A 13053-nucleotide genomic window follows, 5' to 3' on the forward strand; every position below is an offset into this window, starting at 1 on the left:
AATACATCTACAGTTTCCTGTCTGATCTATTCGATTTATTTATTATTATCTGATGTGTTCCATCCAATCTTTCTATCTCTTCTACATAAAATCTGGGAGTAAAATCATCACATCCTGATTTTGAGTTTATTTCCAAACGACCTTTCAACCTATAGGTCATATGGTGCTGATCGGTACGGTTATCATAAAAATAATCTTTAAAATCAAAGAAATCAAGACTATTTTCTGATTCAGGATTGATATCTTTTCCTAATAAAAGGTTATATCGTGGATCACTTACTTTTTTAACTTTTGCATCGTCATTTTCATCTCCGCAGGCATATTGCATGAATGTGGCTTCAATGGTAATGAGTTCTCCTAAAGATGTTTTATGCCTCCAGCTATAAAATCCCCAATATGCTACTCCGAGAAGTACTATTGCAAAGATCAGGTAGCGGATGGATTTTTTCATTTTTTAATGTAACAATGATTTTAATTGGTACACTGATACATTATTATATTGATAAATTATTACAGTGATAAATTGATTTTCTCTGCTCCTTCAGTGATCTCTCCAACTTCGTAAGCATCATCTAACAGGTGTAATACTTTTTCAGCATGTTCAGCATCTACAACGATTACCATACCTACTCCCATATTGAAAGTTCCGTACATTTCTTCACGGGTAACTCCACCTCTTTTTTCTAATTCAAGCATTACGCTTGGAATTCTAACTTTAGAACCGTCAATAGAAGCACAAAGTCCTTCAGGGATGATTCTTGGAACGTTTTCATAAAGACCACCTCCAGTGATGTGAGCAATTCCTCCTACTTTTACTTCTTCCAATACTTTATGAATATCTTTATAGTATAATCTTGTAGGTACTAAAAGGGTTTCGTATAATGGTTTTCCTTCAAACTCTTCTTCGAAGTTTGGGAATACTTTTCTTACTAAAGAGAATCCGTTTGAGTGGAATCCTGAGCTTGGTAAAGCAATAATTTTATTACCAGCTTTGATATTGGAACCGTCAATGATCTGATCTTTTTCTACGATCCCTACACAGAATCCTGCAACATCATAGTCACCAGGCTTGTACATTCCCGGCATTTCAGCAGTTTCTCCGCCTATCAATGCGCAATTATTATCCTTACAAGCTTCTACCATTCCTAAAACGATCTCAGCTGCGATCTCAGAATCAAGCTTTCCACAAGCTAAATAATCAAGGAAAAATAAAGGTTTAGCACCATGACAAAGAATATCGTTGGCACACATTGCAAAACAATCTACACCGATAGAGCCATATTTTTTGGTATCTAAAGCTACTTTCAACTTTGTTCCTACTCCATCTGTTCCTGAAACAAGAACCGGATTTTTGTATCCTCCGATCTCATAGAACGCACCAAAACTTCCCAAATGGTTCAATACATTTGAATTGTGGGTTTCACCGACTGCTTTTTTGATCTTGTCAACCGTTTTGTATCCTTCTTCTTTGTCTACTCCTGCTGATTTGTAAGTGTTGCTCATGTCTGCTTAGATTTTTAGATATTAGATTTCAGATTTCAGATGACTGACTGTCTTAGATCTTCTTATCTTTTAATATTTCAATTTACTTTTTATATTCGATTTAGAAAACAAAAAAGCCGACAATCTTTTCAGATTATCGGCCGTTATTTTATTTCAGAATTTCAGAGCCCACAATTTTCCCTTTATGAGAAAAATATTGTTTATAGGAGGTCTGAATTTTCATCTCTTTTCTTTTTGCAAAAATAGTAATTTTAAATGAATATTCAAATTCTATTTTTCAAGTATTGTTTCGATAGCTGAAATCTTCTTAATTTTTTCCTTTAATTCACTGTCTTTCTCTTCGTTAGAAATTTTTTGAGCAGCTTTATCAAAGTTGTCATTAAAGAAAGGAAGAGAGTAAGTCTCTACCACATTTCCACCGTGGAAAGGGAAACGCTTGGAAGCAGCTTCTAAAACTCCTGCTCCACCTCTACCTCCTGGAGATGTAGACATCAATAGCATTGGTACTTCATTCCAAACAGTTCTGTCTTTAATTCTTGATACCCAGTCGAACACATTTTTGAATGCTGTAGAGTATGTTCCATTGTGCTCTCCTAAAGAAATCAATAATACATCTGCACCATCAATTTTTGCTGCAAAATCATGTGCTTCCTGAGGAACTCCACCAGCCAATTCTCTTTCGTGCTTATAGATTGGCATTTCGAAAGGGTTCAAATCGATAACTTCTGCTTCTGCATTATCAAATAATGTTGATGCATAAGCAACCAACTGTTTGTTCATTGAAACTTCGGAATTACTTCCTGCTATTGCTAAAATTTTCATATGTTGTTTTTTTAGTTATAAGTAATTGTCATTAGCTTTGATGACGATATTTTTTATTTAAAAATTTTTAAGGCTACAAATTTAATTTTATTTAAGATAAGATGGTAATTCCATTGGTACTTCCATCAATAATATTTCTGTGTCTTCCACAGCTTCGATATTAAAGCTTTGAGTATCCCAGATTCCCAATCCGTCTCTTTCGTTAAGGACTCGGTCTCCTACTTTTGCACTTCCTTTTAATACAAATGCGTAAACTCCATTTGCTTTTTTGTTCAACATGTAATTTTTACCATTTCCTTTTTTAAAGTTGGCTAGATTAAACCATACATCCTGTTGAATCCAAACTCCGTCATCATTTTTATTAGGGGATAAAATCTGCTGAAATCCATTTATTTTTTCACCATCTTTGATATTTTTCTGATCGTATCTGGGTTCAAGATTCAATTCTCTAGGAAAAATCCATATCTGTAAGAACTTAGCTTCTTCATCTTTATTTTTATTGTATTCACTGTGCATGATTCCGGTTCCTGCACTCATCACCTGGATCTCACCTTTTCTGATCACCGCAGTAGTCCCCATTGAGTCCTTATGTTCCAAATCTCCTTCTAAAGGAATAGAAATAATTTCCATATCCCTATGCGGATGGTTCCCGAATCCCATTCCCTGAGAAACGGTATCGTCGTTCAGTACTCTCAATACACCAAAATTCATTCTATCTCTATTCTGATAGTTTGCAAAACTGAACGTATGGTAAGAGTTTAACCAACCGTGATTGGCATGTCCTCTTGAATCTGCTTTATGATATACCGTTTTCATTTCTACAATTATTTACATTACAAATGTACGCGATGTAAAACTGAAAAAAGATTGATGTAGGTTAAGAAAAAAATAACGATTGAGAAAACTATTATATATTCTAAGTTTCCAGCTTCATTGATTCTCCCTAAGCGGATTGTATATTTGAAGCCACGAATGCGCGAATTTTTCCTTTATTATTCGTGGTGAGTAATATATACAAGTTTTGGCTAAAGTCAATTATTTGATAAACAAAAAAAGTGAAAGCGGACTAAAGCCCGCTTCTATTGAATTGTAGTACTATATTTATAAAGTTTCTCACTAGAAATGTACTTGTTTGATCTCTTCTTCTATTTCCTTAGGAGTTTCGTCTTCTGATTTAACAAAAATCATGGTTACCAGAGCTCCGATAAGCATACAAACACCTCCTACAACTACATAATCCATTGCTTGTTTTCCGAAGACTCCACTTACGATAGGACCTCCGAACAATCCATTAATGATCTGCGGAATTACAATAAAGAAATTGAATATCCCCATGTAAACGCCCATTTTCTTTTGAGGAATAACCTCAATCAGCATTGCGTAAGGCATTGCCAGAATACTTGCCCAGGCAAACCCTAATCCTACCATTGAGATCCATAAATGATTAATATCCTTAATGAAATACATCGAAATTAATCCTAATCCTCCACATAACAATGCTAAAGCATGGGTTTGTTTTTTACCGATCCATTTTGCAATAGGTGTCAGTAGAAAAGCAAATGGAATAGCCCATAAATTATACATTCCAAAAAGTTTACCCGTTAAATCTCCAGCGTCATTGAATGCTTTTGAATGAGTATCTTCCGGAGACAGCCCCATATGATGTGTTGCCAAAGCACTGGTAGTGAACACCCACATCGTAAATAAGGCAAACCATGAAAAGAACTGCACAATTCCCAGCTTCTTCATCTGAGCCGGAATGCTTGCAAAGTCTTTAAATATATCTGAAAACCTTGAAGGTTCTTCTGTTTCTTTATGATCTTCTTCAAATTCTGAAAACTCCTGTGGAGAATACTCTCTGGTTGTAATGATTGTATACAGAATGGATATAAGAAGTAAGATAGCTCCTATATAAAAAGAATAGATCACATTATCTGCAACAAAACCCTTTGGGGCAACGTTTAAAATTCCAAGCTGAGTAAGCCAATCTGGTAATTTTGACCCTAATACTGCGCCAATCCCAATCAGAATAGTCTGTACTGAGAAACCTACTGTTCCCTGATGTTTTGGTAACATATCTCCTACCAAAGCTCTGAAAGGTTCCATTGCAACATTCACAGAAGCATCCATCATTGCCAGAAAAATAACCGCTAATAATAGTGCTGATGCTGCAAACATATGAGTAACGGACGCAGCATTAGGAAGTAAAACCAATCCTATTGCACAGAGAATGGCACCAATTAAGAAATAAGGTTTTCTTCTTCCTAGCGGGCTCCATGTATTATCTCCCATATGTCCGATGATAGGCTGAACAATAAGTCCTGTTATAGGTGCCACCAGCCAAAACCATGACAGTTCATGAACCTCTGCTCCAAGGTTAGCGAGAATACGGCTTGCGTTTCCGTTCTGTAATCCAAATGCCATCTGAATTCCTAAGAAACCCATACTCATATTGATAATCTGAGTAAGTGAAAGTTCCGGTTTTATTTTTTTAGCCATTGCTGTCTTTAGGATATTATTTTGTTTTTAACTGTTGGATCAAAACATCTTCCAGCGCGGTTTTTTCACCTACTACTTTATCTACCACATCATTAGGAACAGTCATTGAAAGAACATATTGTTTTACTTTCCAGCTGCCATTAATCTTCTCTACAACACCTGAACCTCTGCATATTTTCATCTGGGTATCTAATAACTCATCAAACCACGCCAGTTTTCCGTCTTTACTGAAATGGATATTTCTTTTAAGCGCAGTAAAATTCCAGGTTTTCTTTTTATCAAAGTGTGGTTTTGCCCAGACCATGAATTCTTTTTTATTCCAGACTTCTGTGGCATCTGTTCCGATAAAGGTAGATTCGTCTGCAAAATAGTTGAAGTAAGTATTATAATCAGCTTTTGCCGCAGCTACATTGAAGCCGTCAAGCATAGTGCTGATTTCTGATTTCTCTTTTTCAAATGTTTTGTTTGATTGTGCTGAAATCATTGAAAATCCTAATAGAAACAGGATGAATGTATAAGCAGTTATTGTTTTTTTCATAGGTAATATTATTTTTCAAGTTCTATGATAAACGAAGTTTTTGCCGGAATTGTTATATTTTTATGTAATGATAATTCTTTTCCTGAAATAAGTTCCTTCCCTTTGGTAAATCCTTTCAAAGATTCTTCAAAATATTTTAAATCCAGTGTCTGATCTTTCACATTATTGTTGATGATCACCATCACACTTTCTTTGTCATTATATCTGAAATAGGTAAAAACATCGTCTTTAGGAACAAAGTTTTTAGTTTTTCCGGTATGAATTACGTCTTTTCCTTTTCTCCAGTTCAGTAATTTCTGAGTAAACTGGAAAAATTCTTTTTGTTTCGGAGTTTGTTCGGATGGGTTGAAAGCATTTTGTTTATCAGACTTCCAGCCTCCGGGAAAGTCTCTGCGGATATCGGCATCACCTCCTTTTTGTTTATCTCCACGCATTCCTATTTCTGAGCCGTAGTAAATTTGAGGAATTCCTCGAACTGTTGAAATTAAGGTCAGTCCCATTTTATAAGCATTGGGATCTGCATTGAAGATTTCATTCCATCTTTCAGTATCATGATTTTCAAAGAAAACCATCACATTATTGATATCAGGGTAAAGGAAATCGCTGCTAAAAGAGTCATAAAGCTTTATTATTCCTTTATTCCAGTCCTGTTTTTCTTTAAAAGCATTAGGCATATCTCCAAACAGCATGAAATCCATCACAGACGGCAGGTTCGAATTGTATCCTGCTGCTTCTCCTGTTTTGGAATTTTTCTGCCAGGCGGAAATCTGTCCTGCGGTGTACAGCCATGTTTCTCCTACGATATTAAATTTAGGATATTCATCGGTAATTGCCTTTGCCCATTTTGCCATTGCCTCTTTATCGTTATAAGGATACGTATCTACACGAAAACCTCCCAATTCGGCATATTCTATCCACCAGATAGCATTTTGGGTTAAATATTTTAACACTAACGGATTCTTCTGATTGATATCCGGCATAGTTTTATCAAACCATCCGTCAAGCGCTAATTTTTTATCAATATCTGAAGCATTGGGATCAAATTGCGTTGAAGTTTTATAATTCGATCTTGTGAAACCATTTTCTCCTTCTTTGAACCAGTGAATCCAGTCTTTTGTAGGTAAATCTTTGATCATCCAGTGAGAAACACCCCAATGATTGGTAACATAGTCCATCACCAGTTTCATATTTCTTTTATTTAATTCCTGAGAAAGGGTTTTGTAATCTTCGTTGGTGCCGTATCGGGAATCAATTTTATACAGGTCTGTCTGGGCATAGCCATGGTAAGAATATACCTTTTCATTATCCTCATTTACAGGAGTTAACCATACAGAAGTTGCTCCAAGGTTTTGAATATAGTCAAGATTATTGATGATTCCTTTTAAATCTCCGCCATGTCTTCCGTTGGGTAAATTACGATCTGCTTTTTCGGTAAGATCCGGTGTAGAATCATTCTTTTCATCACCATTAGCGAAACGGTCTGGCATGATTAAATACATCACGTCTTTTGAGGTAAATGATTCACGATCTGCTGAGCCGGAATTTCTCTGTTTCAGCTCATAAGTGTAAGAACCAAGAGCTTTATTATCTTTTTTGATATTGATTTGAAATTTCGGAACGCTGATTTCGTTGGTATTGACCGTAATAAAAACATAGTTTGGATTTTCTACCTTTTGAATGTTTTTTATCTGTATACCATCTGAAAGGGCAATTTCATTATTAGCGATTCCTTTTCCGTAAACAAGAATCTGAAGTTCAGGGTTTTTCATTCCTTTCCACCAGAAAGCGGGCTCCACTTTTTCTACTATTTTTGCTTGTGAAAAAGCTATCGAAGCAGCTGAAAGTGCAAAAATCATGTATATTTTTCTCATAACTTAGTCTTGATCTTCAATTTAATAATAAGCCGCGCATCATGAAATGTCATTAAGAACACTGCCCATTATTCTAAAAACCAGCAAGTTACATTAAAACACACAACAATTTAACTATGAACAACTTAGCAGCAAATTACGATTTTTTTTTTAGACTTATTACAAAATAATTACAGGAAATTTCTTTTATTAATCCATATTACAGGATTATTTAGAGTATATCGAAAACAAACTAAAAATCTGCTTATCAATATTACTTTATATGAAATTTTCCGACCTGAGCTTAAATTTTTATTAAATTTTCATTAAATTAACTATTTAAAACAATTTTCAAACAAAAAAATTACCGTTTCAATCTATTAAATATTTAGTTTTACAGAAAAAATGTTTGATTTTAGTAAAATCTTTGAAAGTGACGGACCGGACATTGTATATACCTGGACCATTCCTTTATTTGCAGCTATCATTTTCATCGAGATGGCTTACAGCCACTTCAATAAAGAAAAGTTGTATGAAACCAAAGATGTGGCAACCAATGTACTTTTCGCTCTTTTAAATTATAGTCTGGATATTATCATGAAGGGATTTTCTATGTTCGTCATGATGTTCTTTTACTATCATCGTATTTTTGACTGGGAAGTCGGAATATGGTATTGGATTGCAGTATTTCTTGCCCAGGACTTAGCCTATTATGTACATCACTATGTTGATCATCATTCCCGTGTTTTCTGGGCGGTACATATTACCCATCATAATTCTGACTATTTTAATATAAGTACCGGATTCAGAAGTCCTGTTTTCCAGCCTTTATACCGATATCTGTTCTTTTCACCTCTTGCATTTATGGGTTTTCATCCACTGCACATCATGGTAGCTTATTCATCGATTCAGATTTATGGAACTTTTGTTCATACCCAGTCCATTAAGAGTATGGGGGTTCTTGAATACATTCTTGTTACCCCATCTCATCACCGGGTACATCATGCATGCAATATCAAATATCTGGATCGCAATATGGGAATGGGGCTGATTATCTGGGACAAAATTTTTGGAACTTTTGAAAAAGAAGATCCGGAAGTTCCTGTTAAATACGGAATATACCCTAAAATGAAATCTAAAGATCCTGCAACAACTCTTTTTTACGAATGGAGAAGGATTGGAAAAGATCTCAGACAGCCGGGGCTTTATTTAAAAGACCGATTAAAATACCTTTTCTATTCTCCCGGATGGAGACATGATGGCACTGGTAAAACGGTAAAGCAATTCCAAAAGGAGTACAATGAAAAAATAAAAAACAAACCACAGCCTGTACAGCCTAAACAAACGGAAGTTACGGAACCGGAATACACTCCCAATTAAAGAATAAAGATAACCCAAGCTATAGAAATCAATGGCTTGGGTTATTTTTTATTTTGAGAATTTACGCTTCAATTTTTGATGCTCTTTGTGCTATTTTACTTGCCAGCCAGCTTACATAAAACAATTGAAAACTATGATACACCATTACCGGAAGTAAGAATAAAACTTTCTGATCTTCGGGAATATTCAGCACCAGCAGAAAAAGACTTCCATGAACCAATGATTTTTTTGAGCCACAGAAAGTCACTGTAATAATATCCTGAGCACTGAATCCCATTTTGCAGGAAATCCATTTAAGAATATTGTACACCACAAAAAACAGGAATACCACACTGAAAGCCAGAATTAAAAATATTGTCGGAGGTACTGAACTAAAAACATTCTCGATAAACGCTGTTGAAAAGCTCTCATACACGATCAGTAAAATGATGAGACGATCAAATTCTGCAATGATATTTGAATATTTTGTCACCCATTTTTTGAAAACCGGATTCAATATAATTCCTAAAATTATGGGTAATAAAACTTTCATTAAAAGCTGCTGTAATACTTCGCCATGATCTCCGGAGCCAGATTCTGAAGTTAAGAAGAAGCTCATAAGAAGTGGTGTCATGACAATTCCTATCAATCCGGAAATGGAAGCATTAAAAATAGCTGAAGTCACATTTCCTTTGGCAATAGACACCATCACTACAGATGATGAAACTGTAGAAGGCAAAGCAGCCAGGAAAAATATCGAGAGCCATATATCATAATATCCGGTTCCTTTTACCAAAGGATAAAAGATCAGCACAAAGAAAGGAAAAAGAATAAATGTGCCAGACTGAATCAGTACATGAAGTTTCCAATTGGAAATATCTTTTACTACTTCTTTAAGGTTCAGCTTAAGCCCATACAATAAAAAAATAGCAGCAATTCCCCAATCTATAAAGGCTGAAAGATTAAAATAATGGTTATAGGATTTTTCAAAGGGAATGAGTTTACCCATGAGCACCATTACAATCAGAAGGAGAAGAAAAACGTTTTGTTTATTAAAAATTTTAGCCATTAACACGAACAATAGTATATTTATAAATAAAAAAAAATCCTTAAAGGAAAAACCTTTAAGGATTATAAATTTAAGAAATATTTATTTTACCGGTTTGATAGAGATGGCAAAACCACCGCTTCGTACCATTTTAAAATTAATTTTCGATTTGCTCGTAATCTCTTTCTTGTAGATATTATAGCTTTGAGGATTGTCGATATAATCTGCATCTTTTCCATCTTCATAGATCGTTGCTTCATATTTCTTTCCTTTATCCAGGAATGAGAAGTCTACAGTGTATTCACGTTTGTTTTCATCGGTAATACCTCCTACAAACCAATTTTCTGTACCTTTTGCTTTTCTGGCTGTGATCACATAATCTCCCGGCTCTGCAGATAAGATTTTTGTATCATCCCAATCAGCTGCTACATCTTTGATAAACTGGAAGGCATCCATGTGCTTCTTATAGTTTTCAGGAAGGTCTGCTGCCATCTGAAGTGGCATGTACATCGTTACATATAACGCTAACTGTTTTGCTAATGTCGTTTTTACGAAACGTTGATCTCCAGGGAAATAATAGTCTAGCTTTGTCTGGAAAATTCCTGGTGTATAATCCATAGAACCTCCCATCCATCTTGTAAACGGAAGTACAGTCTGGTGATCAGGCTTGTTCCCGCCGAATGCTTCATATTCTGTTCCACGAGCTGCTTCTGCAGAAATATAATTCGGGTAAGTACGGCTTTCTCCTGTAGGACGTACAGATTCGTGAGAATTGATCATAATCTTATAGTCGTTTGCTTTTTCAGCAATTCTATAGTAATGGTTGATTGTCCATTGAGAATAATGATGCTCTCCTCTTGGGATGATGTCTCCTACATAACCTGTTTTCACAGCATCATAACCATATTTGTTCATTGTTTGGAAAGCTTTATCTGCCCATCTTTCATAGTTCGTTGCTGAACCTGAAGTTTCATGATGCATGATCAGCTTAATTCCTTTTGAATGAGCATAATCGTTCAACATTTTGATATCAAAATCCGGGTAAGGTGTGATGAAGTCAAAAACATATTCTTTGGAATGACCAAACCAGTCTTCCCAACCTTCGTTCCAACCTTCGATCAATAGTCCCTGGAATCCGTTTTCTGCCGCGAAATCGATATATTCTTTTACTTTAGTGTTGTTCGCCGCATGTTTTCCGTTTGGAGTAAGCTTTGTAAAGTCTGTCTTACCTAAATGAACATTTTCAGCTGTAGAATATGCCCATTGAGATTTACCAATGATCATTTCCCACCAAACTCCCATGTATTTTGTAGGGTGAATGTAAGATGTATCCTTGTATTTTGTAGGCTCGTTAAGGTTGAAGATCATTTTAGAATCCATCACATCTTCTGCTTTTGGTGCTACAATAATTGTTCTCCAAGGCGTCACGGATGGAGTCTGGATATATCCTTTTGCTCCTTGTCTGTCAGCTGTTAAGTGCGTTTTGAATTTGAAATTCTGAGCATCAACTTCTAAGTGTGAAGCTGGATAATCTAATACTGCAGCTTCTGCTACGTTGATGTATAAAGGAGTTTTTCCTTCTTTTTTAAGCATTAATGGAGACTGAACTGCATTTTTCACCAATGTCTGAGAAGCATTAGCGTCATATGCTTTATCCCATTTTGCCGGAATTTCAGAAACTTTTGTTTCCTGATATTGATATTCCTGAGAGTCATAATCTGCAACCATCCACCAAGCTTTCATATCAGTTGGGAAATCGATTTCAGAATCTTCTTCTCTGATTACGAAATAATTAAGATTTTTTTGCTGTGGAAATTCATATCTGAATCCAAGACCATCATTGAACAGTCTGAATTTCACTACAATACTTCTGTCTGTAGAAGCCTGATTCAGCGTTACTGCTAATTCATTGTAGTGATTGATATAATTTTTCTTTTCTCCAAGAACCGGCTGCCAGGTTTCGTTTTTGGAGTCTCTTTTTTCATCTACCTTTGCAAAACCGTTGTTCAGGTCGTATTTTGCATCTTCTGGTTTGGCAATTTCAGAAGCAAATTTAATGGCTGTGTCTTTAAATAATCTCAATCCTAATTTTGAATCTTCTACAACCACCGCACCGTTGTATTTAAGGTTATAGAAAGGAACTCCGTCTTTCAACTGGAAATTCATCTCAAATTTACCGTCCGGCGATTTTAAAGATTGCGCTTTCACACCTGTAAACATCATTGAGAGCAAAAGGGCTCCAACTGTAATTTTCTTCATAATGACTATTTATTAACTTTTTTAAAATAACAAAGTACTGCGGTAAAGCAGCACTTTGCTTTATTTTAATTTGATATTTTTTATTTTTAATATACTGGAATTACAGAGAATTCCCCCGTGATATCATTAAAATACACATCATATTTAAACGATGTAGATAATGGAATATTAGCTCCTCCTACGGCAGCTATACCAAAAAACTCCTGAGCAGTCCCCCAACTAGTTCCCCAATCATGATCAGCTCTGAATTTAAATTCACCTGCATTCATCGTAACATTTTTCTTTATCCAAAAATGAGAGTTGAATGCCGATTTCTGAAGATCTGTATCTGTATTCCAGTCTCCAGAAGCTGTTCCAACCATAGAGATTGTGGTATAAGAATTTACTGGAGGAGTAATTGCTGTTAGTGTATATGTTAGAGAATTTGCATTAATGGTCAATTTATAAAACCCTGCAGCTCCTACAGAGATATTACCCGAAGAACCGCTTGCACTTAACATACCTTCTGATCCTCCCATTCCATATTGAGTATCCCAAGATCCTGGATTTTGAATCAACTTAAAACCACCTGCTGCAAAGTATCCTGTATAAGAATATACACCTGTAGTAGTTGTCTTTTGTAAAGGATGAAACTTAGTATTAGTTATGACATTCTCCCACCCTGCTGCTGTGGCATCACCAATCAAGTAAAGATCTGTATAATTATAATTAGGTCCTAACATATAAGGAGTCACAGTTAAAGTCAACATATTAGAATAATAATAAGCTGACCCTACTTTCGTTTTTAATCTCACGTCAATTTGATTAGGTACATTTACCGCTCCACCTAACGCCAGAATTAATGCATTAAAATCTTTATTGGTTAAAGAAACTGTAGGATCAACAACATCTATAAACTTACTTTGCTTAAAGTCATTTCCTTGAATATCCAACTCTATTTGCTGCGTCGAGACCACAGCAATATTAAAAGTAGGTTTAACTAAAGTAAAATTTACAGCAACGTCATTAAGTTGATTTTTATCTAATACTAAAGTTGTTTTATCTACCGAAATTTTACTTTGTGCAGTTTCATTTAAAATAACCTGATCTTCATCTTTTGAACAAGCAATACATAAAATGCTTATTGCGGTTATTGTAAGTATTTTAAGAAAATTTTTCATGATTGTCATTTAAAA

11 protein-coding genes are annotated in these 13053 nt (G+C 35.2%); 1 reads left to right on the forward strand and 10 read right to left on the reverse strand.

Annotation, left to right across the window (positions count from 1 at the left end; genetic code table 11):
• Window positions 1–7: 7 nt before the first annotated feature.
• From BW983_RS14345 to BW983_RS14375, 7 genes are all read right to left on the reverse strand, one after another.
• Window positions 8–451, reverse strand: a complete 444-nt coding sequence (locus BW983_RS14345) for a hypothetical protein (protein ID WP_076552581.1) — start codon at window positions 449–451, stop codon at window positions 8–10.
• A 59-nt stretch (window positions 452–510) separates the two neighbouring features.
• A complete protein-coding gene (gene purM / locus BW983_RS14350; protein ID WP_076552582.1) occupies window positions 511–1503 on the reverse strand; it encodes a phosphoribosylformylglycinamidine cyclo-ligase in 993 nt (330 codons plus the stop codon).
• A gap of 270 nt (window positions 1504–1773) precedes the next feature.
• Window positions 1774–2325, reverse strand: coding sequence for an NADPH-dependent FMN reductase (locus BW983_RS14355; protein WP_076552583.1), 552 nt, complete (start codon window positions 2323–2325; stop codon window positions 1774–1776).
• Window positions 2326–2412: 87 nt separating this feature from the next.
• Window positions 2413–3141 (reverse strand): pirin family protein, encoded by a 729-nt coding sequence (locus BW983_RS14360; RefSeq protein ID WP_076552584.1) that lies wholly within the window; start codon window positions 3139–3141, stop codon window positions 2413–2415.
• Between the two features lie 300 nt (window positions 3142–3441).
• On the reverse strand, window positions 3442–4824 hold the full coding sequence (locus BW983_RS14365; protein ID WP_076552585.1) for an MFS transporter: 1383 nt from the start codon (window positions 4822–4824) through the stop codon (window positions 3442–3444).
• A gap of 16 nt (window positions 4825–4840) precedes the next feature.
• A complete protein-coding gene (locus BW983_RS14370) occupies window positions 4841–5362 on the reverse strand; it encodes a nuclear transport factor 2 family protein (protein ID WP_076552586.1) in 522 nt (173 codons plus the stop codon).
• A gap of 8 nt (window positions 5363–5370) precedes the next feature.
• The gene (locus BW983_RS14375; RefSeq protein ID WP_076552587.1) at window positions 5371–7233 is read right to left on the reverse strand and encodes a glycoside hydrolase family 13 protein; all 1863 of its coding nucleotides are present in this window, start codon (window positions 7231–7233) and stop codon (window positions 5371–5373) included.
• Between the two features lie 384 nt (window positions 7234–7617).
• On the opposite strand from BW983_RS14375, the gene BW983_RS14380 reads away from it, so the two are divergent.
• Window positions 7618–8592: a sterol desaturase family protein gene (locus BW983_RS14380; RefSeq protein WP_076552588.1), complete on the forward strand. Its 975-nt coding sequence runs from the start codon at window positions 7618–7620 to the stop codon at window positions 8590–8592.
• Window positions 8593–8653: 61 nt separating this feature from the next.
• Here the strand turns inward: BW983_RS14380 and BW983_RS14385 are convergent, their stop codons facing one another.
• The 3 genes from BW983_RS14385 to BW983_RS14395 form a co-directional block, all read right to left on the reverse strand.
• A complete protein-coding gene (locus BW983_RS14385) occupies window positions 8654–9640 on the reverse strand; it encodes a bile acid:sodium symporter (protein WP_076552589.1) in 987 nt (328 codons plus the stop codon).
• An 81-nt stretch (window positions 9641–9721) separates the two neighbouring features.
• A complete protein-coding gene (locus BW983_RS14390) occupies window positions 9722–11878 on the reverse strand; it encodes a glycoside hydrolase family 97 protein (protein WP_076552590.1) in 2157 nt (718 codons plus the stop codon).
• 86 nt (window positions 11879–11964) lie between these two features.
• On the reverse strand, window positions 11965–13038 hold the full coding sequence (locus BW983_RS14395; RefSeq protein WP_167369992.1) for a SusE domain-containing protein: 1074 nt from the start codon (window positions 13036–13038) through the stop codon (window positions 11965–11967).
• Window positions 13039–13053: the final 15 nt, after the last annotated feature.

This window comes from Chryseobacterium ureilyticum (genome assembly GCF_900156735.1).
Taxonomy (GTDB): Bacteria; Bacteroidota; Bacteroidia; order Flavobacteriales; family Weeksellaceae; genus Chryseobacterium; species Chryseobacterium ureilyticum.